General features: G+C 60.9%; 24 protein-coding genes. 20 read left to right on the top strand and 4 right to left on the bottom strand.

The window, feature by feature from the left end; translation table 11 throughout:
• Positions 1-68: 68 nt before the first annotated feature.
• The 3 genes from AACZ65_RS09360 to folD all read left to right on the top strand — a co-directional run bounded on the left by AACZ65_RS09360 (position 69) and on the right by folD (position 3,481).
• On the top strand, positions 69-674 hold the full coding sequence (locus AACZ65_RS09360; protein ID WP_339670170.1) for a sulfurase: 606 nt from the start codon (positions 69-71) through the stop codon (positions 672-674).
• A 149-nt stretch (positions 675-823) separates the two neighbouring features.
• The gene (locus tag AACZ65_RS09355; RefSeq protein ID WP_339670168.1) at positions 824-2,500 is read left to right on the top strand and encodes a formate--tetrahydrofolate ligase; all 1,677 of its coding nucleotides are present in this window, start codon (positions 824-826) and stop codon (positions 2,498-2,500) included.
• 90 nt (positions 2,501-2,590) lie between these two features.
• Complete coding sequence (gene folD, locus AACZ65_RS09350; RefSeq protein ID WP_339670223.1) at positions 2,591-3,481, top strand: bifunctional methylenetetrahydrofolate dehydrogenase/methenyltetrahydrofolate cyclohydrolase FolD; 891 nt, start codon at positions 2,591-2,593, stop codon at positions 3,479-3,481.
• A 4-nt stretch (positions 3,482-3,485) separates the two neighbouring features.
• On the opposite strand, the gene AACZ65_RS09345 is transcribed toward folD, so the two are convergent.
• Positions 3,486-4,208, bottom strand: coding sequence for a VWA domain-containing protein (locus AACZ65_RS09345; protein ID WP_339670166.1), 723 nt, complete (start codon positions 4,206-4,208; stop codon positions 3,486-3,488).
• 111 nt (positions 4,209-4,319) lie between these two features.
• On the bottom strand, positions 4,320-5,078 hold the full coding sequence (locus AACZ65_RS09340; RefSeq protein WP_339670164.1) for a hypothetical protein: 759 nt from the start codon (positions 5,076-5,078) through the stop codon (positions 4,320-4,322).
• 374 nt (positions 5,079-5,452) lie between these two features.
• On the opposite strand from AACZ65_RS09340, the gene rplO reads away from it, so the two are divergent.
• The 13 genes from rplO to AACZ65_RS09275 all read left to right on the top strand — a co-directional run bounded on the left by rplO (position 5,453) and on the right by AACZ65_RS09275 (position 19,453).
• On the top strand, positions 5,453-5,926 hold the full coding sequence (gene rplO, locus AACZ65_RS09335; RefSeq protein ID WP_037276376.1) for a 50S ribosomal protein L15: 474 nt from the start codon (positions 5,453-5,455) through the stop codon (positions 5,924-5,926).
• Positions 5,927-6,037: 111 nt separating this feature from the next.
• Positions 6,038-7,402, top strand: coding sequence for a preprotein translocase subunit SecY (secY, locus tag AACZ65_RS09330; RefSeq protein ID WP_037276377.1), 1,365 nt, complete (start codon positions 6,038-6,040; stop codon positions 7,400-7,402).
• Positions 7,399-8,043, top strand: a complete 645-nt coding sequence (locus AACZ65_RS09325) for an adenylate kinase (protein WP_037276379.1) — start codon at positions 7,399-7,401, stop codon at positions 8,041-8,043. The genes secY and AACZ65_RS09325 overlap by 4 nt, the downstream gene beginning before the upstream one ends.
• Before the next feature lie 211 nt (positions 8,044-8,254).
• The gene (gene rpsM, locus AACZ65_RS09320; protein ID WP_037276380.1) at positions 8,255-8,623 is read left to right on the top strand and encodes a 30S ribosomal protein S13; all 369 of its coding nucleotides are present in this window, start codon (positions 8,255-8,257) and stop codon (positions 8,621-8,623) included.
• 15 nt (positions 8,624-8,638) lie between these two features.
• Positions 8,639-9,028, top strand: a complete 390-nt coding sequence (gene rpsK / locus AACZ65_RS09315; protein ID WP_009816463.1) for a 30S ribosomal protein S11 — start codon at positions 8,639-8,641, stop codon at positions 9,026-9,028.
• Between the two features lie 114 nt (positions 9,029-9,142).
• Positions 9,143-10,159 carry a DNA-directed RNA polymerase subunit alpha gene (locus AACZ65_RS09310; protein ID WP_037276874.1) on the top strand — a complete coding sequence of 339 codons (1,017 nt, stop codon included), beginning with the start codon at positions 9,143-9,145 and terminating at the stop codon, positions 10,157-10,159.
• Between the two features lie 98 nt (positions 10,160-10,257).
• The gene (gene rplQ / locus AACZ65_RS09305; protein ID WP_339670158.1) at positions 10,258-10,680 is read left to right on the top strand and encodes a 50S ribosomal protein L17; all 423 of its coding nucleotides are present in this window, start codon (positions 10,258-10,260) and stop codon (positions 10,678-10,680) included.
• Positions 10,681-10,845: 165 nt separating this feature from the next.
• Positions 10,846-12,222, top strand: a complete 1,377-nt coding sequence (locus AACZ65_RS09300) for a trypsin-like peptidase domain-containing protein (protein ID WP_339670156.1) — start codon at positions 10,846-10,848, stop codon at positions 12,220-12,222.
• Positions 12,223-12,225: 3 nt separating this feature from the next.
• Positions 12,226-13,533, top strand: coding sequence for a replication-associated recombination protein A (locus AACZ65_RS09295; RefSeq protein ID WP_339670154.1), 1,308 nt, complete (start codon positions 12,226-12,228; stop codon positions 13,531-13,533).
• 205 nt (positions 13,534-13,738) lie between these two features.
• Positions 13,739-15,349 carry an ABC transporter substrate-binding protein gene (locus tag AACZ65_RS09290; RefSeq protein WP_339670152.1) on the top strand — a complete coding sequence of 537 codons (1,611 nt, stop codon included), beginning with the start codon at positions 13,739-13,741 and terminating at the stop codon, positions 15,347-15,349.
• 200 nt (positions 15,350-15,549) lie between these two features.
• Positions 15,550-16,506: an ABC transporter permease gene (locus AACZ65_RS09285; protein ID WP_339670150.1), complete on the top strand. Its 957-nt coding sequence runs from the start codon at positions 15,550-15,552 to the stop codon at positions 16,504-16,506.
• Positions 16,507-16,518: 12 nt separating this feature from the next.
• Entirely contained in the window at positions 16,519-17,757 is a 1,239-nt protein-coding gene (locus AACZ65_RS09280) for an ABC transporter permease (protein ID WP_339670148.1), read from the top strand.
• A 4-nt stretch (positions 17,758-17,761) separates the two neighbouring features.
• Entirely contained in the window at positions 17,762-19,453 is a 1,692-nt protein-coding gene (locus AACZ65_RS09275) for an ABC transporter ATP-binding protein (protein WP_339670146.1), read from the top strand.
• Positions 19,454-19,862: 409 nt separating this feature from the next.
• Here AACZ65_RS09275 and AACZ65_RS09270 read toward each other — a convergent pair whose 3' ends face one another.
• Positions 19,863-20,264: a hypothetical protein gene (locus AACZ65_RS09270; RefSeq protein WP_339670144.1), complete on the bottom strand. Its 402-nt coding sequence runs from the start codon at positions 20,262-20,264 to the stop codon at positions 19,863-19,865.
• Positions 20,265-20,316: 52 nt separating this feature from the next.
• On the bottom strand, positions 20,317-20,883 hold the full coding sequence (locus tag AACZ65_RS09265) for a TlpA disulfide reductase family protein (RefSeq protein WP_339670143.1): 567 nt from the start codon (positions 20,881-20,883) through the stop codon (positions 20,317-20,319).
• A 24-nt stretch (positions 20,884-20,907) separates the two neighbouring features.
• On the opposite strand from AACZ65_RS09265, the gene argH reads away from it, so the two are divergent.
• Genes argH through lysA form a run of 4 tightly spaced genes read left to right on the top strand, consistent with a single transcriptional unit; the run spans position 20,908 to position 24,100 of the window.
• Positions 20,908-22,299 (top strand): argininosuccinate lyase, encoded by a 1,392-nt coding sequence (argH, locus tag AACZ65_RS09260; RefSeq protein WP_339670142.1) that lies wholly within the window; start codon positions 20,908-20,910, stop codon positions 22,297-22,299.
• Positions 22,296-22,481 carry an argininosuccinate lyase gene (locus AACZ65_RS09255; RefSeq protein ID WP_339670140.1) on the top strand — a complete coding sequence of 62 codons (186 nt, stop codon included), beginning with the start codon at positions 22,296-22,298 and terminating at the stop codon, positions 22,479-22,481. Before argH ends, AACZ65_RS09255 begins: the two co-directional genes overlap by 4 nt.
• Positions 22,478-22,798 (top strand): DUF2834 domain-containing protein, encoded by a 321-nt coding sequence (locus AACZ65_RS09250; RefSeq protein WP_339670138.1) that lies wholly within the window; start codon positions 22,478-22,480, stop codon positions 22,796-22,798. The genes AACZ65_RS09255 and AACZ65_RS09250 overlap by 4 nt, the downstream gene beginning before the upstream one ends.
• Positions 22,799-22,834: 36 nt before the next feature.
• Positions 22,835-24,100, top strand: a complete 1,266-nt coding sequence (lysA, locus tag AACZ65_RS09245; RefSeq protein ID WP_339670136.1) for a diaminopimelate decarboxylase — start codon at positions 22,835-22,837, stop codon at positions 24,098-24,100.
• Positions 24,101-24,109: the final 9 nt, after the last annotated feature.

The raw sequence follows: 24,109 nt of genomic DNA, 5'->3' as shown, positions 1-24,109 counted from the left end.
TGAGCGGCCCTGCGGGGCGAGTATTTTCACCAAGAAGAATTCACCAATAAGACACGGGGCACCGAGCCATGCCTGCATTGATGCCAACCGACTATTACGGTCGAATCACCTGGCTGGGCCGCGTGGCCGAGCGGGAGACGACGCTGGCGGCAGAGCCGCTTGACGCAGTGGATGCGACCTTTGCCGGTGTCGCGGGCGAAGAACACGCGGGCCTCACGCGCCCGTCCTGTAGCCGCGTGATCTCTCAGCACCCCAGAGGCACGGAAATCCGCAACACGCGGCAATTCTCGGTGCTGTCGGTCGAGGACATGACCGCCATCGCCGCCAGCATGGGGCTCAAGCTGCTTGATCCCGCATGGCTTGGGGCTTCGCTGGTGCTGGAGGGGATACCCGACCTCTGCCACTTGCCTCCGTCCTCGCGCCTGCAGGGGCCGGATGGGGTGACGCTGGTGGTGGATATGGAAAACCGCCCTTGCCACCTGCCCGCCGAGGTGATCGAGGGTCACGCCCCCGGTTTCGGCGCGAAGTTCAAACGCGCAGCGCTCGGGCGGCGGGGTATCACGGCCTGGGTCGAACGGGAGGGGCGGCTTGCCCTGGGCCAGATGCTGCGCCTGCACATTCCCGATCAGCCGGTCTGGTCCGAGCTTGCGCGCGCCCGCGGCACGTTGCTCTGAGCCCCCGTTTTCGTGTTTCGATCCGGTGTCGCCTGTGGTGATCCGCCGCAACCACAGGTCCATGTGTCGGATTCGCATGCTGTGGGATGCCGAGAATTGGCTATCACCGTGGTCAGATCAAGCCCAACAGACGAGGGAAGGAAACGACTATGGGTTACAAGAGCGACATCGAGATTGCGCGGGAGGCCAAGAAGCGACCGATTCAGGAAATCGGTGCCAAGCGGGGCATTTCGAACGACGATCTTTTGCCCTACGGCCATGACAAGGCCAAGGTCAGCCAGAAGTTCATCGACTCGGTTCAGGGCAACAAGAACGGCAAGCTGATCCTCGTGACCGCGATCAACCCGACCCCGGCGGGCGAGGGCAAGACCACGACCACCGTTGGTCTGGGTGACGGTCTGAACCGCATCGGCAAGAAGGCCACCGTCTGCATCCGCGAGGCCAGCCTTGGGCCGAACTTCGGGATGAAGGGTGGCGCTGCTGGCGGCGGCTATGCGCAGGTTGTCCCGATGGAGGACATGAACCTGCACTTCACCGGCGACTTCCACGCCATCACCAGCGCGCACAGCCTGCTGAGCGCCATGATCGACAACCACATCTACTGGGGCAACGAGCAGAACATCGACACCCGCCGCGTCGTGTGGCGTCGCGTGGTCGACATGAACGACCGCTCGCTGCGTCAGATCACCTCGTCGCTGGGCGGTGTGTCCAACGGTTTCGCCCGCGAAGATGGTTTTGACATCACCGTCGCCTCCGAAGTCATGGCGATCCTCTGCCTGTCGAAGAACCTCAAGGATCTCGAAGAGCGTCTTGGCTCGATGATCGTCGCCTACCGCCGCGACAAGAGCCCGGTGTTCTGCCGCGACATCAAGGCCGAAGGCGCGATGACCGTGCTTCTCAAGGACGCGATGCAGCCGAACCTCGTGCAGACGCTGGAAAACAACCCGGCCTTTGTCCACGGCGGCCCGTTCGCCAATATCGCGCATGGCTGCAACTCGGTGATCGCCACCACCACCGCGCTCAAGATCAGCGACTACGTTGTGACCGAAGCGGGCTTTGGTGCCGACCTCGGGGCTGAAAAGTTCATGAACATCAAGTGCCGCAAGGCCGGTCTTGCGCCCGACTGCGTGGTCATCGTGGCCACTGTGCGCGCGATGAAGATGAACGGCGGCGTGGCCAAGGCCGATCTGGGCGCCGAGAATGTCGAGGCGGTCAAGGCGGGCTGTCCGAACCTTGGGCGTCACATCGAGAACGTCAAATCCTTCGGCGTGCCGGTGGTCGTGGCGATCAACCATTTCGTGACCGACACCGAGGCCGAGATCGAGGCGGTCAAGTCCTTTGTCGCCAACCATGGCGCCGAGGCGGTGCTGTCGCGCCATTGGGAACTGGGTTCGGAAGGCTCCGAGCCGCTGGCACGCAAGGTGGTCGAAGTGGCCGAGGCCGGAAATGCCAATTTCGCGCCCCTCTACCCCGATGAAATGCCGCTCTTCCAGAAGATCGAAACCATCGCCAAGCGCATCTACCGCGCCGACGAGGTGCTGGCCGATCAGAAGATCCGCAGCCAGCTCAAGGAATGGGAAGCGCAGGGTTATGGCAATCTGCCGGTTTGCATGGCCAAGACGCAGTATAGCTTTACTACCGACCCGAACCGTCGCGGCGCGCCCACCGGCCACTCCGTGCCTGTCCGCGAAGTGCGCCTGTCGGCCGGTGCTGGCTTTGTCGTGGTCGTCTGCGGCGAAATCATGACCATGCCGGGCCTGCCCAGCAAACCCGCCGCCGAGACGATCCGTCTTAACGACGACGGTCAGATCGAAGGCCTGTTCTAAGCTAAACCAGATAGGCCGCCCGGGGTATCGCGCTCCGGGCGGCCTTGCGCATGGCGCATAACGATTGAAAGCACGATGAAAGGGCTGGGAATGACGGCTAAAGTGATCGACGGCAAGGCCTTTGCCGCAGAGGTGCGCGCCAAGGTGGCCGCGCATGTGACGCGCCTCAAAGAGGAAAACGGCATCACGCCTGGCCTTGCGGTGGTGCTCGTGGGCGAGGACCCGGCCAGTCAGGTCTATGTTCGCTCCAAAGGCAAGCAGACCGTCGAAGTTGGCATGAATTCGTATGAGCATAAACTCGATGCCGACACATCCGAGGCCGATCTTCTGGCGCTGATCGACCGGCTTAACAAGGATGCCACGGTTCACGGCATTCTTGTGCAGTTACCGCTGCCGAAACATCTTGATTCCGATCTGGTGATCAATTCGATTGATCCGGCCAAGGATGTCGATGGATTTCACATTTCCAACGTGGGTCTCTTGGGCACCGGCCAGAAATCCATGGTGCCCTGCACGCCGCTGGGCTGTCTGATGATGCTGCGCGATCATCACGGCTCGCTTGCGGGGATGGATGCCGTGGTGCTGGGCCGTTCCAACATCGTGGGCAAGCCGATGGCGCAATTGCTCTTGGGGGACAGCTGCACCGTCACCATCGCGCATAGCCGGACCAAGGATCTGGCCGATGTCTGCCGCCGCGCCGATATAGTCGTGGCTGCCGTGGGCCGCCCCGAAATGGTGCCGGGTGACTGGGTCAAGCCGGGGGCCACGGTGATCGACGTGGGCATCAACCGGATCGAGCGGGATGGCAAGACCGTGTTGGTCGGCGATGTCGATTACGCCTCTGCCGCCGCGGTTGCGGGGGCGATCACGCCGGTTCCGGGTGGTGTCGGTCCGATGACAATCGCGTGTCTCTTGGCCAACACCCTGACCGCTTGCTGCCGCGCCAATGGGCTGGCAGAGCCAGAGGGTCTGACCGCCTGAGTCCTCAGCCCCGCCTGAGCGGCGGGGCGATCACGCCCATATTTCCGATCAGCGGACAGCCCAGCGTTTCGCGTAGGGCTGCCGCCAATTCGTCGACCGTTTCGGTCGAGACGAAGAGACCCCCCGTCGCATCCGCCAGACATTTCGCCACCGTCTGCCCGTCGTAGCTTTGGGCCTCCGGGCTGTTCCACGAAAACGGGTCATGCACCACGCGGAACCCGATGACATGCACGGTTAAACTGCGCGCTTCCTTTGCCAGTGACGCTCCAAGCGCACACGGCGTGCCGCCGCATGTTTCATTCCCATCTGTGACCAGCACCACGATCCCTGGTTGGGTGCGATAGCCCAGCACCTCCGCCGCCACCGCGACAGAGGCGGCAATCGGCGTCAGGCCGCCGGGAATCAGCGCCTCGATGCGCTCTACCACCGCCTCTGCAGCATCAGGAATGGGATCAAAATGTCGCGTGATCCCTGAACAGGGATGCGTTCCCCCCGTCCCATAGGTCAAGAGGCCGACCCGCCGAAAGGGTGCAATTTCGGGCATCACCTGTCGCAGCGCGGCGCGCGCCTCGCTGATACGGGTGGCCGCGGTCGGATCATGGCCGACCTCGGCCATGGAGCCCGACCCGTCAAACACCAACATCGCATCGGTGGCACAGCCCATGGCCGCTTGCGGTGAGGGACCGGGCAAGGCGGTCAGGGCAAGGCAGAGGGCAATCGCGCGCATCATGGGCCTCCGGTCACAGGATCGAACCCCAAGCGTATCGCGGTCACAGCATATGTCCAGAGAACAGGCAATGCGACCGGTCCGCCTCATGTCCTGCCGCCTGCGGATCGGTCACACGACCTTGAGGCAGAAGTGAAACTCGTTCATCGGTCGCACAGTCTCGACCATCTTTTGAAGGCGCAGGCTTATGCCAAGATCCGGGAAGGTTTCGGTCAAGTCTACGAATTCTTGATCCGTCAGAATGTTGCAATGCACATCGACATAGCTGCTGCGGGCGGTGTCCATCATCTTGCGGGCATGGGCGAGCGAGAACTGACGCGCGACGCCGTGATTGACCCCGTGCTGCCAGACTTGTCCCGCTTTGACCGGCTTGAAATGATAAAAATGGTCAAAGACGGTATGTGGGTCCGGTTGGGTGATACTCCGCGCGTCGCGGTCGATGAACTGGCCTAGGGTGGTTCTGGGTCGATCAATGTCATAGGTATAGCGACGATCGGGAAACGCCCCGATGATGGCACCACCTGGCCCCATCTCGGCTGCAAGCTGACGCAAGAATCCAAGCAGATCGGCTATATGCTCGTAAACATGCGAACCGAAGATATAGCGCACACTCGCGCCCGAAATCGCTTGCGGCAGGGAGATACCCTTGAGCACATAATCGACCTCGACTACCCGATCTGCGTGTCTCAAAGGGCTGTTATCGGCAAGGCGTCTCAGCTCGCTTGTAGAGCTGACATCGGCATAACGCACATTCCAGTCCGGTCTGGTCAATAGCGGGCGATCAAACGGCCCTATTTCGACTCCTAGCTCTGACGAGGTGACACAGCCCGCGACAAATTCGAGGAGCCTGTTTTTTCGCTGATCAAGCATCCGTGCGGTCGCCGACTGGCTCAGCGGTTTGTCATTCTTTGCCTGCGCTGCGCCATCAGATCGCTGCTTGCCGAACTTCCACATTCCAACCCATCCAAGTATGACCTGACACCAATCGGCAGCGGCCTATGTCCGAGACCGAAGCCGTACCCAAGTTGGCACAATGCGGAGGCACCGGGTAGCGCAAAGTCCGGGCTGGTCCGAAAATTCCCCGTGAGCGCATCGCCTCCTGGCACCAAAGGCACCACTCTTGTCAAGGACCTCTGCACCGTCTATACGCCCCCGGTGGCCCCGTCTTGGGGTCCGACTCAACCAACACGCCGCGTTCGGCCGCTCCCGTCGCTGGGGGCCGCATCCGGCAAGGAGATAGCGACATGAAACTGCATGAACTTCACGACAATCCCGGCGCCACCAAGCGCAAGAAGCGCATTGGCCGCGGTCCGGGTTCCGGCATGGGTAAAACCGGTGGCCGGGGTATCAAAGGTCAGAAATCCCGTTCGGGTGTTTCGATCGGGGGCTACGAGGGTGGCCAGATGCCGCTCTATCAGCGTCTGCCCAAGCGCGGCTTCAACAAGCCGAACCGCAAATCCTTTGCTGTCATCAACCTGGGCCTCATCCAGAAATTCGTCGAAGCCGGCAAGATCGACGCCTCTGCGCCGATCACCGAAGATGCGCTGGTTGCATCGGGCCTCGTGCGCCGCAAGCTGGACGGTATCCGCGTTCTGGCCAAGGGCGACGTCAGCGCCAAGCTTGATATTCAGGTCACAGGCGCCTCGCGCGCTGCGATCGAAGCGGTCGAAAAGGCCGGTGGCTCTCTCTCGGTCACAACCGCGCAGTCGGCCGAATAAGAGGTTGTGAGCGGCATCCGTGCCGCTTACATATGGCCCAAGTTTTCCTTTGACGCCGCCTGAGCTGGAAAACAGCCCAAGGCGGCGTTGTCACATGAAAGAGACCCGCGAATGGTATCTGCAGCAGAGCAAATGGCGGCCAACACCAGCTGGTCCGCGCTGGGCAAGGCCACCGAACTGCGCAAACGCATCCTTTTCACGCTCGGCCTGCTGATCGTCTACCGGCTGGGCACCTTTATCCCGGTGCCGGGCATTGATGGGGCGGCGCTGCGCGAATTCATGGAAGGCGCGCAGGCCTCGATCGGTGGTATGCTCAGCATGTTCACCGGCGGTGCGCTCGGGCGGATGGGCATCTTTGCTCTTGGCATCATGCCCTATATCTCGGCCTCGATCATTGTGCAGTTGATGACGGCTTTGGTGCCTGCGCTTGAACAGCTCAAAAAAGAAGGCGAGCAGGGCCGCAAGAAGATCAACCAGTATACCCGCTACGGCACGGTTGGTCTTGCGACGCTGCAATCCTACGGTCTCGCGGTTTCGTTGCAATCGGGCGATATGGCCTCGAATCCGGGCATGTTCTTTATTGTCTCGTGCATGATCACCCTCATCGGCGGCACCATGTTCCTGATGTGGCTGGGGGAACAGATCACCGCGCGCGGCGTCGGCAACGGCATTTCGCTGATCATCTTTGTCGGCATCATCGCCGAGGTGCCGGCCGCTCTGGCACAGTTTTTTGCCTCTGGCCGTTCGGGCGCGATCAGCCCGGCGGTGATCGTGGGCGTGATGCTGATGGTCGTGGCCGTGATCGCCTTTGTGGTGTTCATGGAGCGCTCGCTGCGCAAGATCCATATCCAGTATCCGCGCCGTCAGGTGGGCATGAAGATCTATGATGGCGGTTCGTCGCATCTGCCGGTCAAGGTCAACCCGGCGGGCGTGATCCCGGCGATCTTTGCCTCTTCCCTGCTGCTTTTGCCCGCGACGATCACCACATTCTCGGGCAATACGACCAATCCGGTCCTCTCGACCGTGATGGCCTATTTTGGCCCCGGCCAGCCGCTCTATCTGCTGTTCTTCACGATCATGATCGTGTTCTTTGCCTATTTCTATACGTTCAACGTGGCGTTCAAGACCGATGACGTGGCCGATAACCTCAAGAACCAGAACGGTTTCATTCCAGGCATCCGCCCGGGCAAGCGGACGGCAGAATATCTCGACTACGTGGTCGCCCGCGTGCTGGTCATCGGCTCTGCCTATCTGGCGGCGGTCTGCCTTCTGCCCGAGATCCTGCGCAACCAGTTCGCCATTCCCTTCTACTTTGGCGGTACATCGGTTCTGATCGTCGTGTCCGTGACCATGGATACCATCCAGCAGGTCCAGTCGCACCTTCTGGCCCACCAATACGAAGGATTGATCGAGAAATCCCAACTCAGCGGCAAGGGCAAGAAACGCAGCCGCAGAAAGGCTCCGGCGCGTCGATGAATATCATTCTTCTCGGACCACCGGGCGCGGGCAAAGGCACGCAGGCACATCACTTGGTCGCGAGCCGGGACATGATCCAGCTCTCAACCGGCGACATGCTGCGCGCCGCCAAGGACAGCGGCTCTGAGATGGGGCGCATTGTGGCGGATGTGATGGCGCGCGGCGATCTTGTGACCGATGAGATCGTGATCGGCCTTATCCGCGAGCAGTTGCAGGGCGCGCAAAAGGGCGGTTTCATCTTTGACGGCTTTCCGCGCACTCTGGCGCAGGCCGATGCGCTTGCCGACCTGCTGGAAGAGACGGGCGAGACCCTCGATGCCGTGATCGAATTGCGCGTCGACGACGAAGCGCTCGTTGAGCGGATCACTGCCCGCTCCACCTGCGGCGGCTGCGGCGAAGTTTATAACGACATTACCAAACCCTGGCCCGCCGATGGCAAATGCGCCAAATGCGGATCGACCGATGTCAAGCGCCGGACGGACGACAACGAAGACGCGCTGCGCAATCGCCTTATGGAATATTACAAGAAAACCTCGCCGCTGATCGGCTACTACTATGCCCATGGGCAATTGACCTCGGTCGATGGTCTTGCGGAAATTGACGCGGTGCAGGCGGCCATAGCCGAAGCGCTTGACAAATAGCCGTTCATCTGGGTCCGGGGCCTTGACGCCCCGGTCTTTTCCCCCTAACCAGCCCTATCTCGAACACGAGATTGATTCTATTTCCGGGTCGCCCCCGTATCTCGAATCGCTCATCTGAAATCAGCCGCGGCCCGGTGCGTGATCGCTTCGGGCTTACGTTGTGAAAAAAGGTTCTGGTGCTACGGAACCGCAACGAAAAAGGAAGCTACACTTGGCACGTATCGCCGGCGTCAATATCCCGACCAACAAGCGGGTTCCCATCGCCCTCACCTATATCACCGGAATCGGCCATGCTTCGGCCAAATCCATTTGCGAAGCGCTCAACATCGACGTGTCGCGCCGCGTGAACGATCTGTCGGACGCCGAGGCCCTGGCCCTGCGCGAGCATATCGACGCGAATTACACCGTCGAAGGCGACCTGCGCCGTGACACCCAGATGAATATCAAGCGCTTGATGGATCTGGGCTGCTACCGTGGCCTGCGTCACCGTCGCAATCTGCCGGTGCGTGGTCAGCGGACCCACACCAACGCCCGCACCCGCAAGGGCCCGGCAAAAGCCATTGCCGGCAAGAAGAAATAAGGGAGGGCATTCAAGATGGCACGCGATACCAAACGCACCAAGAAAAAGGTTTCCAAGAACATCGCCACTGGCGTTGCTCATGTGAACTCCTCCTTCAACAACACCAAGATCCTGATCTCGGACGTGCAGGGCAATGCAATCGCATGGTCCTCTGCCGGGACCATGGGCTTCAAAGGCTCGCGCAAATCCACGCCCTATGCTGCTCAGATGGCTGCCGAAGATGCAGGCAAAAAGGCGCAGGAACATGGTATGCGCTCGCTCGACGTCGAAGTTCAGGGGCCGGGTTCGGGCCGTGAATCGGCGCTGCGCGCTCTGGCGGCTGTCGGCTTCAACATCACCTCGATCCGTGATGTGACCCCGATGGCGCATAATGGCTGCCGCCCGCCGAAACGCCGCCGGGTCTGATCCGCTACATCTCTTGGTGGGGCCGCGCTTTGGCGCGGTCCCGCTTTCGTCATTTTACATCCTCGGGCGCTCTGAACCTTTGGACATGGGAACAGAGCAAGAATGGAGGGACGCATGATCCACAAGAATTGGGCTGAACTGATCAAGCCGACACAGCTTGAAGTGAAACCCGGCAATGACCCGCTGCGTCAAGCGGTTCTGATTGCCGAGCCGCTTGAGCGCGGCTTTGGTCTCACGCTTGGCAACGCGCTGCGCCGTGTGCTGCTGTCGTCCTTGCAAGGGGCGGCGATCACCGCCGTTCAGATCGACAACGTGCTGCATGAATTCTCCTCGGTGGCCGGTGTGCGCGAAGACGTGACCGACATCGTACTCAACCTCAAGGGCGTTGCCATTCGCATGGAAGTCGAAGGGCCCAAGCGCCTGTCGATCAATGCCAAGGGTCCGGGCGTTGTCACTGCCGGTGACATCTCTGACAGCGCAGGCATCGAGATCCTCAACAAGGATCACGTGATCTGCCACCTCGACGAGGGCGCCGACCTGTTCATGGAACTGACCGTGAATCAGGGCAAGGGCTATGTCTCGGCCGACAAAAACAAACCCGAAGATGCGCCCATCGGCCTCATTCCGATCGACGCGATCTATTCGCCGATCTCGCGCGTCAGCTACGAGGTTCAGCCGACTCGCGAAGGTCAGGTTCTCGATTACGATAAACTGACGATGAAGATCGAAACCGACGGTTCGATCACCCCGGATGATGCCGTGGCCTATGCCGCGCGTATTCTTCAGGATCAACTGTCGATCTTCGTGAACTTCGATGAGCCCGAATCGGCCAGCCGTCAAGACGATGACGACGGTCTCGAGTTCAACCCGCTCCTGCTCAAGAAAGTGGACGAGTTGGAATTGTCGGTCCGCTCTGCGAACTGCCTCAAGAACGACAACATCGTTTACATCGGCGATCTTATCCAGAAGACCGAGGCCGAGATGCTCCGCACCCCGAACTTTGGTCGCAAGTCGCTCAACGAGATCAAGGAAGTGCTCTCGGGCATGGGTCTGCACCTTGGCATGGATGTCGAGGATTGGCCGCCAGACAATATCGAAGACCTCGCCAAGAAGTTCGAAGACGCTTTTTGACAAGGCTACACTGAAACGACGGGCAATCCCGCCCCAAGGAGAGGGGGCTGACACGCATCAGCCCCCCGGACAAAGCAGAAACGCTAAGGAGTTAGAAAATGCGTCACGCCAGAGGATACCGCCGCCTGAACCGTACCCATGAGCACCGCAAGGCGCTGTGGGCGAACATGGCCGGCTCGCTCATCGAACATGAGCAGATCAAGACCACCCTGCCCAAGGCCAAAGAACTGCGCCCGATCATCGAAAAGCTGATCACGCTCGGCAAGCGCGGCGACCTGCACGCACGCCGTCAGGCGGCAAGCCAGCTCAAGCAAGATGCCTATGTGGCCAAGCTGTTCGATATTCTCGGACCGCGTTACAAAGAGCGTCAGGGCGGTTACGTCCGCGTGCTCAAGGCCGGGTTCCGCTATGGTGACATGGCACCGATGGCGATCATCGAATTCGTGGATCGCGATGTCGATGCCAAGGGTGCCGCCGACAAGGCTCGCATCGCGACATTCGAAATGTCTGACGACGAATAAGAGCACCACCATTTGAAATGGTTGCAATCGCGCCCCCGCCCTCACCGGCGGGGGTTTTGCATGTCGGGCCTCAGGACTATGGCATCACAAGACGCTGCAAAGCCTTGCATTGGCGCGCCAGTCCCAGCATATCTCAAAGGCCAAGATCACCCTTGGGGAGCCGTCATGTTCCGCTTTCTATGTCTTGTTCTATTGGCCCTTCCCGGTCTGCCGCGCGCTGAAACCCGCGTGCCGGTCAGCCAGGCCGAAATCCAGTTGGGCTTTGCCCCGGTGGTGCAAGAGGCCGCGCCTGCGGTGGTCAATATCTACGCCAGCCGCGTCGTCGAGGCGCGCCGCAGCCCCTTTCGCGGCGATCCGTTCTTCGAGCGGTTCTTCAACGACTTAGGGGCCAGCCGTCCGCGCGTGCAGAATTCCCTTGGTTCCGGCGTGATCCTGTCGGCGGATGGTATCGTGGTTTCGAATTATCATGTGGTGGGCGAGGCCACGGATATCCGCGTGGTGCTGAACGACCGCCGCGAATACGCCGCTCGTGTGCTCTTGGGCGATGAGGAGGCGGATCTGGCCGTTCTCCAGGTCGAGAATGCCCCGGAACTGCCCGCCCTCGATCTCCGCGACAGCGACACCGTGCAGGTCGGTGAACTGGTGCTGGCCATCGGCAATCCCTTTGGCGTGGGGCAGACGGTCTCGAGCGGAATCGTCTCGGGGCTTGCGCGCTCGGGCACCGCCACAGGCAACGCGCGCGGCTATTTCATCCAGACCGACGCACCGATCAACCCGGGCAATTCGGGCGGGGCACTGGTCGATGTGAACGGCGACCTCATCGGCATCAACACCGCGATCCTGTCGCGCTCTGGCGGCTCGAATGGCATCGGCTTTGCCATTCCCTCGGGCCTTGTGACGCAGTTCGTGGCACAGGCGCGCGCGGGCAAGACGGTGTTCGAACGGCCCTGGGCGGGTCTGGGCGGCCAACCCGTGACCCCGGACATGGCCGAAGGTCTGGGCATTGCCCGTCCCGATGGCGTGGTGATTTCCGAGGTGCATCCCCAAAGCAGCTTTGCCAGCCAGATCCGCCCCGGCGACGTGATCACCAGGGTGGGCGGTCAGCCGGTCAACAGCCCCGCCGAGGTGATCTATCGCATGTCTCTGGCGGGGATCGGGGCGGACACGACCATAACCCGCCTGCGCGATGGGGACGAGGACGAGGTCCAGATCGCCCTGATCGCCGCGCCGGACCTGCCGCCGCGCACGCCGCTGGACACCGGACCACGCGCCGCCATTCCACAGATGACCCTCTCGACCATCAATCCCGCCGTGATCGAGCAATACCGCCTGCCGTTGATGGCGCAAGGTGTGATCGTGGATGATCCCGGCCCCTATGGTGCCCGGGCCGGATTGCGGCCGGGCGACATTCTCAGGCAGGTCAATGGGCGCCCGGTCGAGAGCAGCCGCGCCGCGCGCGCCGCGCTGGAGGGGGCGGTGAACACGCTCACGCTCGATCTTTTGCGGGATGGGCAGCGCCTGACGCTGCGCTTCAGGATCTGAGCGGTGGCAGATCTCTTTGATACGGGCGACACGCCCCGCGCCGAAACAGCCCCGCGCCCGCTGGCGGACCGGCTGCGGCCGCGCCGTCTGGCGGATGTGATCGGGCAGGACCAGGTATTGGGGCATGAGGCCCCGTTGGGGGTGATGCTCGATTCGGGCAGTCTTGGTTCGCTCATCCTCTGGGGACCGCCCGGCGTGGGCAAGACGACGATTGCCCGCCTTCTGGCCGATGAAACCGATCTGCATTTCGTCCAGATTAGCGCCATTTTCACTGGCGTGCCCGAATTGCGCAAGGTTTTCGAAGAGGCCAAGCATCGCCGCGCGCAGGGTCGTGGAACGCTGCTTTTCGTGGATGAAATCCACCGTTTCAACAAGGCGCAGCAGGATGGATTCTTGCCGCACATGGAGGATGGCACGATCCTTCTGGTTGGTGCGACAACGGAAAACCCGAGTTTCGAGTTGAATGCGGCGCTGCTCAGTCGCGCGCAGGTCATGGTTCTGACACGGCTTGCACTGGCGGATCTGGAGCGTCTGGCACAGCGCGCCGAGCAAGAGCTGGGCCGCGCCCTTCCGCTCGATGGTCCGGCGCGCGAGGCCCTGCTTGAGATGGCCGATGGGGATGGGCGCGCCCTGCTCAATCTGGTCGAACAGGTTGCCGCGTGGAAAGTCGAGGGCAAGCTGGACAGCGCTGCGCTCGCCTCTCGCCTGATGAAACGCGCCGCCAAATATGACAAATCGGGCGATGAGCATTACAACCTGATCTCGGCGCTTCACAAGTCGGTGCGCGGCTCTGATCCCGATGCTGCGCTCTACTGGCTGGCGCGGATGCTGACGGGCGGCGAGGACCCGCGTTATCTTGCCCGCCGCATCCTGCGCATGGCGATTGAGGATATTGGCTTGGCCGATCCGCAGGCGCAATCCATCTGTTTGCACGCCTGGGAAACCTATGAGCGGATCGGCAGCCCCGAAGGCGAACTGGCCTTGGGTCAGGCCGTGGCCTATCTTGCCCTCGCGCCAAAATCGAACGCCGGATATGTGGCCTACAAGGCCGCGCTGCGTGAGGCCAAAAAGACCGGGAGCGAGCCACCGCCCAAGCATATCCTCAACGCGCCAACTCGCCTCATGAAAGAGCAGGGATACGGCGACGGCTATGCCTATGACCACGACGCTGAGGATGGATTCTCGGGTCAGAATTACTTTCCAGATGGCGTGAAGCGCCCGGTTCTTTACCAGCCGGTCGAGCGCGGATACGAGCGCGAGCTCAAAAAACGACTAGAGTATTTCGCCAAGCTGCGCCAACGCCGGACCTGAGAAAACCCTCAAAACCTCAGAATCTATGACCTTTTAATCTGTCCAGATGGCACGATTAGGGTCTGGAAACATGTCGCATTTCGTGTTTTGCTACAGACATGTCGCATTTGTGCATCCTCTTTGACCGTCCGAAACCCAAGCTTTCGGAATGGCCTGATGCTGCGTCGTCGCCAATCACAAATTCAAAACAAGACAGGGAAACCAGATGAAAAAGAAAACCGATCAGGTCCTTTTGGACCGGCTCGCGCAGGCTGCGCGTACCGGGGTTATCTCACGCCGGTCGTTCATGCATTATGCCGCCGCTGCGGGTGTGACTGCCTCTGCCGCGACCGGCCTCTGGGGTACTTCCGCCGCCGCCAACCCTTCACGGGGCGGCACATTCCGCTGGGGCGTGCATGACGGCAACACCTCGGACACCCATGATCCCGGCACCTATGTGACACGTCAGATGATCTTTCTGGCCCATACACATCGCAGCTACCTGACCTTGATCGAGCCGGACAATTCGCTTGGGCCGGACCTTGCGACCAGTTGGGAAGCGACACCCGACGCCAAGCAATGGACGTTTGAACTCAATCCCGACGCCTCTTTCCACAGTGGCAAGCCGGTGACGGCGCAGGATGTGATCGACAGTCTCAACCATCACCGCGGTGACGCCTCGACCTCGGCGGCCAAGGCGCTCTTGACCGATGTGACCGATATCACCGCCGATGGCGATCATACGGTCACGATCAGTCTGGCGCGCGGCAATGCCGATCTGCCATGGCTTATGACCGACTATCACTTTGCGATCTGCCCCTCGAATGGCGATGGCACGATTGACTGGCAATCGGGCGATGGGACTGGCCCCTACAAGATCGAGTCGGGCGAATTCGGCATCCGTTGGGAACTGGCGCGGCACGATGGGTGGCACGGGACCGGTGCCTATTTCGACAAGGTGACGATGATCGTTCTCAACGATCCCAACGCGCGGCAAACGGCGCTGGTGACGGGGGATGTGGATTGCGTCTCGCTGATCGAACTCAAGACCTTGGCGCTCTTGCAGCGCAATCCGGACATCTCGGTTGACAATATCCCCTCGGGGGGTGCGATCACCATGCCGATGTTCTGCGATACGGCACCGTTCAGCGATGTGCGCGTGCGCACCGCGCTGAAACTTGCGATGGATCGGGACGAGATCATCGAGAAAATCGCCTTTGGTGCGGCCACCAAGGGCAATGATTTCCACCTCTCGCCGGTTCAGCCCTATTGGCCGTCGGATATTCCGCAGCGCGAATACGATCCCGAGCAAGCCAAATCGCTGCTCAAGGACGCCGGGCAAGAGGGGCTCACCGTAAACCTGTCCGTAGCCGAGAGTGTCTACACTGGCGCGGTCGATATGTGTGTGCTCTATGCCGAACAGGCCAAGGCCGCTGGCATCAATATCAAGGTCGTGCGCGAGGCGAGCGACGGGTATTATTCCGATGTCTGGCTCAAGAAGCCGTTTAGCGCCGTTTCCTGGGGTGCGCGTCCGACGCCGGATGTCATGTTCACCCTCGCCTACAAGGATGACGCGGCCTGGAACGAAAGCCGGTGGCAGAATGAGCGGTTCAATGAACTGCTGCTTCAGGCCAAGTCCGAACTGGACCAGACCCTGCGCGCCGAGATGTATCGCGAGATGTGTCTCTTGATGCGCGATGACGGTGGCACCCTTCTGCCGTTCTTCAACAATTGGGTCTATGCGCGCGGCAAAGGCGTCAAGCGCCCGGAACAGGTTGCGGCAAGCTGGGGCTGTGACGGCGCGCGCGCCGCAAGCCGCTGGTGGTTTGAGGCCTGAGGTTACCCCAAGACCCGGCACCGCAGGGCGCCGGGTTCTTAATCGCCGAAGCCGGGGCCACCATCCCGCTTCGGCACTCTGCGTCATTGTGATGGGTCAAACGCGGAATTTGTTTACGCCCGGACCCAAATCACTGTTAGCCTAAGCCACAAAGGCCGCGCCAAACGACAAGGCGAGAGCTAAAACAACAGGAGGGAAAGATGGGGGACATCCTTGGGCTCGTTGTAAAACGGCTCGGATTGGGATTGATCATTCTACTGGTCATTTCCGTGATAATATTTTTCATGGTCGAGCTTTTGCCCGGCGACATCGCGCAGGCGGTGCTCGGACAAGGGGCGACACCCGAGAATCTGGCGGCATTGCGCAAGGAAATGGGCCTCGATCAGCCCCCGATCGTGCGCTACCTGCACTGGCTTGCCGGGGCCGTGACGCTGGATTTCGGCAATTCCATCGTGACGGGGGCCAGCGTGGCCGAGACGATTGGCGAACGCTTTGCCAATACGCTGTTTCTCGCCGCCTATGCCGCCGCGATTGCCGTGCCGATTTCGATCGTGCTGGGTGTCCTCGTGGCTCTTTTGCGCAACTCGATCTTTGACAGGGTGGCAAACGTCGCGACGCTCACCTCAATCTCCAGCCCCGAATTCTTTTTGGGCTATATCCTGATTCTCTATCTTGCGGTCAAAACGGGCATGTTTCCCGCCATCGCCAGCCTCAGCAATGACATGAGTTTTGGCGATCTCTTGTATCGCACCTTTCTGCCCGCGCTGACCCTCGTTCTGGTCGTGACCGCGCATATGATGCGCATGACGCGGGCGGCGATCATCAACCTTCTGGCTTCGCCCTATATCGAAATGGCCCGACTCAAGGGCGCGCCGCCCTGGAAGGTTATCGTAAAACACGCCCTGCCCAATGCCTGGGCCCCGATCATCAACGTGGTGGCGCTCAACCTTGCTTATCTCATCACCGGGGTCGTGCTGGTTGAGGTGGTCTTTGTCTATCCGGGGATCGGTCAGGCGCTGGTCGATGCAGTCAGCAAACGGGATTTCCCCGTGGTTCAGGCCTGCTGTCTGATCTTTGCCGCCACCTTCATCCTGCTCAATCTGGCGGCGGATGTGGGGTCAATTCTGACCAATCCGCGCCTGCGGCATCCGAAGTAAGGGGCTAGAGACATGAGTCTATTCGTCATCGCCTACTACACCCTGCTGCTCGGTGCTTCTTGCCTTGCGGCGTATTTCAACAAGCGGTCAGCCTTTCTGCTGCTCTTTTCCCTGACATTGGTGTCCTTTGTGCTGGGCATCATCGGTGGCGTTTCCGCGCTACGAATTGTGGCCATTCTGGCGGGGCTCTTGGCGCTGTCGGCCATGGTGTCCTATGCCTTCCGCGAGTTTCTGATTGCCATCGCGTCCAAGAATCTTGCCAAGGAATTACGCACCGCGCCGCTGACGGCAGCCTTTGGCATGTTCGTGATTTTTACCGTAGCCGTTGCGGGAATCTTTGCCCCGCTCATCGCGCCTCATGGTGAGGCAGAGGTGATCACCTCTGCCTTTGCCCCGGCGGATGCAAACATGCTGCTTGGGGCGGATCAACTGGGCCGCGACATCTTTAGCCGGTTGGTTTACGGCGCGCGAAATACAGTGGCTCTGGCCTTGGCGGGCACGGTTATGGCCTTTCTGCTGGGGGCGCTTGCCGGTCTCATGGCGGCCACTTCGGGCGGCTGGTTCGATCAGTTTCTCGCGCGGACATCGGATGTGATCATGTCGATCCCGTCGCTGATCTTTGCCCTGCTGATGCTGTCGATCTTTGGCGGCGATCTTGCGAATGATACCACCAGCTTTTGGTTGCTTTCGGCGTTTACCGGGATCACGGGCCTTTTGCTCGTCTCGGCGATTGCAGAGCGTAGCCTCATGGCTTGGGTGATCGGCCTTGCGGTCCTTGTGGGGGTTGCGGCAATGTTTGGCGCCTTTATGCTGACGATCTTCAACCCGTCCGAGATCATCCTCATTCTGGTGGTCGCGGTGATCTACAGCCCACGGGTTTTCCGCCTGACGCGGGCCGTGGCGGGCAATGTGGTAGTGATGGATTACATCGAGGCCGCGAAACTGCGGGGCGAGCGCAAATGGTATCTCATACGTCGTGAAATCCTGCCCAATTCCACAGCCCCTTTGATCGCCGAATTCGGTCTTGAATTCTGCTTTGTGTTCCTGCTCATCGCGGGGCTGTCGTTCCTTGGGCTTGGCATACAGCCGCCCACCGCCGACTGGGGCTCGATGGTGCGTGAAAACGCAACGCTGATCTCATTCGGCGACATTACCCCGCTCATCCCTGCTGCGGCCATCGCGCTATTGACGGTTGCGGTCAATTTCGTGGTGGACTGGATGCTCTACCGCTCCTCCGGCCTGAAGGTGTGACCCCATGATCAAGAGCAAAGACGTACTGCTGAAAATCCGCGACCTGAAGATTCAGGGCTATTCCGATGAAACCTGGGTCGACATCATCAAGGGTGTGGACCTGACCCTGCATCGCGGCGAGGTGATGGGTCTGATTGGCGAATCCGGTGCGGGCAAATCGACAATCGGCGCGGCCTGCATGGGCTATGCGCGCGATGGCACGCGCATCTCGAATGGTTCGATCGAGTTTGACGGGATGGAACTGACCACCGCGTCGGAAAGTGAGCGGCGCATGTTGCGCGGCTCGCGGATCGCCTATGTGGCGCAATCTGCGGCGGCCTCGTTCAACCCGGCGCACAAGATCATCGACCAGCACACCGAAGCGCCTCTGCAATACAGGCTCAAGAAGCGGCTCGAGGCGCAAGAGGATGCCATGGACCTCTATGAGCGGTTGCGCTTGCCCAATCCCAAGGAAATCGGCTTTCGTTATCCGCATCAGGTCTCTGGCGGACAGTTGCAGCGCGCGATGACCGCAATGGCCATGTCCTGTCGTCCGGATCTGATCATCTTTGACGAACCCACGACCGCGCTCGATGTCACCACGCAGATCGAGGTTTTGGCGGCGATTCGCGATATTGTGGATCAGTTCAACACCGCTGCGATCTACATCACCCATGACCTTGCGGTCGTGGCGCAGATGGCGGACACGATCAAGGTGCTGCTCAAGGGGCGCGAGGTCGAAGAAGCGCCCACCAAGCAGATGCTCGACAATCCGCAAGAGGAATACACCAAATCCCTCTGGGCGGTGCGCAGCTTTCAGAGCCCGCAGCGACATCGCCCCAAGGATGGCGTGCCACTGATTTCAGTGCGCAATGTCGATGCCTCCTATACCGGCGGGGCCAAGGTGCTGGATGATGTCAGTTTCGACATTTACGAAGGCATGACCGTGGCGGTGGTAGGCGAGTCCGGCTCGGGCAAATCCACCACGGCGCGGGTGATCACAGGTCTCTTGCCGCCATCCAAGGGTGAGGTCTTGTTCAAGGGCGAGCCCTTTCCGCCCAGCTACAAGGACCGCACCAAGGACCAGCTGCGCCAGTGCCAGATGATTTATCAGATGGCCGATACCGCGCTCAATCCCAAGGTTCGGATTTCCGAGATCATCGGGCGCCCTGCCGCCTTCTACTCAGGCCTCAAGGGCGTGGCGCTCAAGAACCGGGTGGATGAATTGCTCGACCTGATCGAGCTTGAACCCTCGCAATACTACAACCGCTATCCGCCTGAACTGTCCGGTGGCCAAAAGCAGCGTATCGGCATTGCCCGCGCGCTGGCGGCAGAGCCGACGTTTATCGTCTGCGACGAGGTGACATCGGCGCTCGACCAGTTGGTCGCTGAAGGCATCCTGCGCCTGCTCGACCGGCTGCAAAACGAATTGGGGCTGGCCTATATGTTCATCACCCATGATCTGGCCACAGTCCGCTCCATCGCTGACGAGGTGGTCGTGATGCAGCATGGCAAGGTGGTGGAGCAGGGGCCGAAGGACGAGATGTTCACGCCGCCGCACCATCCCTATACCGACCTGCTGCTTAGCTCGGTGCCCGAGATGGACCCCAATTGGCTGACCACGCTGTTGGAAGAACGCGGGATCGACAATGTTGGCGATGCGGCCGCGGCGCGAATCGATCCGAACGATCCCAAACTTTCGGGTGCCAACGCTTGAAAATGATCATGGCGCGGAGGGGTCTCCCTCCGCGTGATCATATGCGCAGAGCCTTCGGATCGTGTGGCGTTACAGGATCGCCATAGCGGACAGAACGAATGTGCCAATGATCGCGCCATAGACGATCATCACAGCCTGCCAAGAGGCACTATGCGCGCGCAGTTCGCGGTTCAATTCATCGCGGGTCATCGGCTTGCCTCCATTATAGCGTTGCGTCCCCGGATCGCTCTCACGATCACAGGGCGCACATAATTGATTTATGGATTTGCACAATGGGCAATCTGTCGAAAATCCATGCATTTGCAGCATGCCACCTGCCCGATTTTCACATATCAAGAGATTGCGAAGGATCAGTGCCAAAAGCGACGTTTGCAGAGGCTGCGCGCACGGTCCCGTGGTTCGCCGCGCGCTACTCTGGGAATTGCGCCTCGCATCGCTGAACCTGAATCTGCGCCTGCTTTCTCAGTTGCGGGAGCATCTTCTGGTAATCCGCCAGCTTGCGGCGTTCCTCAGAGACATCAATCGCAACCGGCGTGGTTTGGGTGCGATACTGCGTGGACGGGCACGGATAGGGCAGCACGATGTTGCGGGAGGGGTCGTTGCGATAACAGGTCGACGTGACCGTGTAAGGCACCGTTTGCGTATGGAGCGCATAGCCGCGGGCGATATTGCCCTGGGCTGTGGCCATGGCGGTCTCAACGCTGCGATAATCCTGCGTGGCCCCGGCGATACATTGCTCGCGTGGCGTTGCACAGGCAGCGAGCAAGCCGAGAGAGCCGATAATCGTCAAAGAAGCCAAGCGGATGCTCATTGCGGGATACCTTTCTGTAATCCCTGACCCTACCCACAACTCGGCCTCAAGCTCAACTGCCACTAGCGTTTGTCACCAACGCCCCGATGATCGCCTTGGCGCTCTCGGAATCCCAATGGGCATCCCCTTGCAGGCGGGCGATTTCGTGACCCTCGGGATCGAGGATCACGGTGATGGGCAGGCCAAAGACACCCATCGTGCGGGCGAGGGCGCTCTTGGGGTCGGTGTGCAGCGGAAGGTTGTCGACGCCGATTTCGTCAAAGAACTTGGTCATCGCCGTCGGCGCGTTGCGGCCTGTGGCGATGGTGACGACCTCGAACTTCTCGCTTTGCATCTCGCGTTGCAGGTTCGAGAGCGTCGGCATCTCTGCCCGGCAGGGGGCGCACCATGTCGCCCAGAAGTTCAGCAGGACATACCGCCCTTGAAAATCGGCCAGCGTGCCGGTGCTGCCATCGGCGCGGGTGTATTCGGTCAGGGGCACGGCGGCGGGCGCGCTGTGGAAATTCAGTTTCTTCATGTCGCCGTCGCGCAGCGCCTCGAGCGCGGCTGTATCGGCCATGGCAGTATTTGCACCAAGGGCCACGGCCATATAAAGGACGATCTGACGAATGATTTTCATAATTCCCTCCGAAGGGCCAAAGACATGACTGACAATACCTCGAACCAGATGTGGGGTGGCCGCTTTGCCGCCGGGCCGGATGCGATCATGGAGGCAATTAATGCCTCGATCTCATTCGACAAGCGGATGGCGGCACAGGATATCGCCGGCTCGAGGGCCCATGCCGCGATGTTGGCGGCGACAGGTATTGTCAGTGATAGTGATGCAGCGGCGATGAGGGAAGGCCTGCTCACGGTCTTGTCAGAGATCGAGGCGGGCAAGTTTCAGTTTTCGACGGCGCTTGAGGATATTCACATGAATGTTGAGGCGCGGCTCAAGGATTTGATCGGCGCACCGGCGGGGCGTCTTCATACCGGGCGTAGCCGCAATGATCAGGTGGCAACCGATTTCCGGCTCTGGGTGCGCGACCAACTGGATGCGGTCGATCAGGCGTTGCAGGCATTGATGCGCGCCCTTCTGGCGCAGGCAGAGGCGGGGGCGGATTGGGTCATGCCCGGCTTCACCCATCTGCAAACTGCGCAGCCGGTGACATGGGGGCATCACATGATGGCCTATGTCGAGATGTTTGGCCGCGACCTGAGTCGGGTGCGCGATGCGCGCGCGCGCATGAACGAATGCCCTCTTGGTGCGGCGGCGCTGGCGGGCACGTCCTTTCCGATTGACCGTGACATGACAGCCAAGGCATTGGGCTTTGACCGTCCCTGCGCCAATTCGCTCGACGCGGTCAGCGACCGGGATTTCGCGCTGGAGTTTCTGGGCGCGGCCAGCATCTGCGCGATGCATCTCAGCCGCTTTGCCGAAGAACTGGTAATCTGGTCCTCGGCACAGTTCCGGTTCGTGGCGCTGTCGGATCGATTCTCGACCGGGTCGAGCATCATGCCGCAGAAGAAGAACCCCGATGCGGCAGAACTGATCCGCGCCAAGGTGGGGCGGATTTTCGGGGCCAATGTGGCGCTGATGATGGTCATGAAAGGGCTGCCTCTGGCCTATTCCAAGGACATGCAAGAAGACAAGGAACAGGTCTTTGATGCGGCCGACAACCTGATGCTGGCCTTGGCCGCGATGGAGGGCATGGTGCGCGACATGGCGGCGCGCAGGGATAATCTCGAGGCGGCGGCCGGCTCTGGGTTTTCTACGGCCACGGATCTGGCGGATTGGTTGGTGCGGGTGCTCGATATGCCCTTCCGCGAGGCGCATCATGTGACGGGCGCGCTTGTGGCCAAGGCCGAGGCCAAGGGCTGTGACCTGCCGGACCTCAGCCTGAGCGAGATGCAGGAGGTGCATGGCGAAATCACCGCAGCGGTCTATGATGTGCTGGGCGTGCATAATTCGGTGGCCTCACGGGTCAGCTATGGCGGCACGGCGCCCGCGCAGGTGCGCGCGCAGGTGGCGCGGTGGAAGGAGCGGTTGGGATGATTCTACGCATGGCTTTTGCTCTTCTGAGCCTCACGGTGCTGACGGGCTGTGGTGTCGATGGAGAGCCGGTGCGCCCCACGGCGGGTGTGAACGTGGGCGTAGGCACACATGGCGTCAATGTCGGCGTGGGTGGCGGTGTGCGCGTGGGCGGTGTCAATGTCGGCGTGGGGGTAGGCCTGTGAGATGGGTCTTTGCTGCTCTGGCCATCTGGGGTGCCATTCATCCGATGTATTGGTTCCTGCAATGGTTCGGGCAAAACGGTTATGACCTGATGGGCATGGTCAATGCCTGGCATGCCAATGCCGCGAGTTCGGGCCTTGTATGGGATCTGACCATTGCCGCCGTGGCGCTGACGGTCTGGGTGATCGTCGAGGCGGTGCAGAATCGGCATTGGCTGGGCCTGATTGCCATTCCGGCGACCTTTTGCATCGGGGTCAGTTGCGGTTTGCCGCTCTATCTGTTCTTGCGGGCGTCGCGCGGTGGCGTGCGCGGGATTTGAGTATTTTTGGAACGATGAAACGGGGCGGAACGGCGCGTGGATCACTTTCTCTATCATGATGGCGTGCTGCACGCCGAAGACGTGTCGCTCTCGGAGATCGCCGAAACGGTCGGCACACCCTTCTATTGCTATTCCACCGCGACGCTGACCCGGCATTTCCGCCTGTTTGACGAGGCGCTGGCGGGCATGGATCATCTGGTCTGTTACGCCATGAAAGCCGCGAGCAATCAGGCCATTCTCAAGACGCTGGCGGCTTTGGGCGCCGGCATGGATGTGGTTTCGGGCGGGGAATACGCGCGTGCCAAGGCGGCGGGCGTGCCGGGCGAACGGATCGTGTTCTCGGGCGTGGGCAAGACGCGGGACGAGATGCGGCAGGCGCTCATCGGAGGTATCCGGCAATTCAACGTCGAGAGCGAGCCGGAAATGGTGGCGCTCAACGCCGTGGCGCTGGAATTGGGCGTTCGCGCGCCGATCACCATTCGCGTCAATCCCGATGTGGACGCCAAGACCCATGCCAAGATCGCCACCGGCAAGAGCGAGAACAAGTTTGGCATTCCGATTGCCCGAGCGCGCGAAGTCTATGCGCAGGCGGCCAGCCTGCCGGGGCTGGAGGTGATCGGGATTGACGTGCACATCGGCAGTCAGCTGACCGAGTTGGCGCCTTTCCGCCTTGCCTATGAAAAGGTTGCGGAACTGACGCAGGTGCTGCGCGCCGATGGTCATGACATTCGCCGTCTTGATCTGGGGGGCGGCCTGGGCATTCCCTATACCCGCTCGAACGAGGCGCCGCCCTTGCCCACCGAATACGGTGCGCTGATCCGCGAGGTTCTGGGGCATCTGGGCTGCGAGATCGAAATCGAGCCGGGGCGGTTGATTGCTGGCAATGCCGGGATTCTGGTCAGCCGGGTGATCTATGTGAAATCCGGCGAGGGGCGGGATTTCCTGATCCTCGATGCCGCGATGAATGACCTCATCCGCCCTGCCATGTATGACGCGCATCACGACATCGTGCCGCTGGTCGAGGCAGCGCCGGGCGTCGAACAGCAGCCCTATGATGTGGTCGGCCCGGTTTGCGAATCGGGCGATACCTTTGCCAAGGGGCGGATGCTGCCGCCGCTGGCCGAGGGCGATCTGGTGGCGTTCCGTAGCGCCGGCGCTTACGGCGCGGTGATGTCGAGCGAGTATAACACGCGGCCTCTGGTGCCCGAAGTCCTGGTGCATGGGCGTGACTTTGCCGTGATCCGGGGCAGACCGACCTTTGACGAAATGATAAATCGCGATACCATCCCTGAATGGCTCTGACGCGATGGG

Source organism: uncultured Roseovarius sp., assembly GCF_963972555.1.
Classification (GTDB): domain Bacteria; phylum Pseudomonadota; class Alphaproteobacteria; order Rhodobacterales; family Rhodobacteraceae; genus Roseovarius; species Roseovarius mucosus.
Note: the sequence above shows the minus strand (reverse complement) of the source record. Positions and strands in the feature narration are given on the sequence as shown.

Bases quoted from the DNA above. Each gene is read 5' to 3' on its own strand.
- AACZ65_RS09360 (WP_339670170.1), top strand. From the start codon at position 69: ATGCCTGCATTGATGCCAACCGACTATTACGGTCGAATCACCTGGCTG.
- AACZ65_RS09355 (WP_339670168.1), top strand. From the start codon at position 824: ATGGGTTACAAGAGCGACATCGAGATTGCGCGGGAGGCCAAGAAGCGA.
- folD (WP_339670223.1), top strand. From the start codon at position 2,591: ATGACGGCTAAAGTGATCGACGGCAAGGCCTTTGCCGCAGAGGTGCGC.
- AACZ65_RS09345 (WP_339670166.1), bottom strand. From the start codon at position 4,208: ATGCGCGCGATTGCCCTCTGCCTTGCCCTGACCGCCTTGCCCGGTCCC.
- AACZ65_RS09340 (WP_339670164.1), bottom strand. From the start codon at position 5,078: ATGCTTGATCAGCGAAAAAACAGGCTCCTCGAATTTGTCGCGGGCTGT.
- rplO (WP_037276376.1), top strand. From the start codon at position 5,453: ATGAAACTGCATGAACTTCACGACAATCCCGGCGCCACCAAGCGCAAG.
- secY (WP_037276377.1), top strand. From the start codon at position 6,038: ATGGTATCTGCAGCAGAGCAAATGGCGGCCAACACCAGCTGGTCCGCG.
- AACZ65_RS09325 (WP_037276379.1), top strand. From the start codon at position 7,399: ATGAATATCATTCTTCTCGGACCACCGGGCGCGGGCAAAGGCACGCAG.
- rpsK (WP_009816463.1), top strand. From the start codon at position 8,639: ATGGCACGCGATACCAAACGCACCAAGAAAAAGGTTTCCAAGAACATC.
- AACZ65_RS09310 (WP_037276874.1), top strand. From the start codon at position 9,143: ATGATCCACAAGAATTGGGCTGAACTGATCAAGCCGACACAGCTTGAA.
- rplQ (WP_339670158.1), top strand. From the start codon at position 10,258: ATGCGTCACGCCAGAGGATACCGCCGCCTGAACCGTACCCATGAGCAC.
- AACZ65_RS09300 (WP_339670156.1), top strand. From the start codon at position 10,846: ATGTTCCGCTTTCTATGTCTTGTTCTATTGGCCCTTCCCGGTCTGCCG.
- AACZ65_RS09290 (WP_339670152.1), top strand. From the start codon at position 13,739: ATGAAAAAGAAAACCGATCAGGTCCTTTTGGACCGGCTCGCGCAGGCT.
- AACZ65_RS09285 (WP_339670150.1), top strand. From the start codon at position 15,550: ATGGGGGACATCCTTGGGCTCGTTGTAAAACGGCTCGGATTGGGATTG.
- AACZ65_RS09280 (WP_339670148.1), top strand. From the start codon at position 16,519: ATGAGTCTATTCGTCATCGCCTACTACACCCTGCTGCTCGGTGCTTCT.
- AACZ65_RS09275 (WP_339670146.1), top strand. From the start codon at position 17,762: ATGATCAAGAGCAAAGACGTACTGCTGAAAATCCGCGACCTGAAGATT.
- AACZ65_RS09270 (WP_339670144.1), bottom strand. From the start codon at position 20,264: ATGAGCATCCGCTTGGCTTCTTTGACGATTATCGGCTCTCTCGGCTTG.
- AACZ65_RS09265 (WP_339670143.1), bottom strand. From the start codon at position 20,883: ATGAAAATCATTCGTCAGATCGTCCTTTATATGGCCGTGGCCCTTGGT.
- argH (WP_339670142.1), top strand. From the start codon at position 20,908: ATGACTGACAATACCTCGAACCAGATGTGGGGTGGCCGCTTTGCCGCC.
- AACZ65_RS09255 (WP_339670140.1), top strand. From the start codon at position 22,296: ATGATTCTACGCATGGCTTTTGCTCTTCTGAGCCTCACGGTGCTGACG.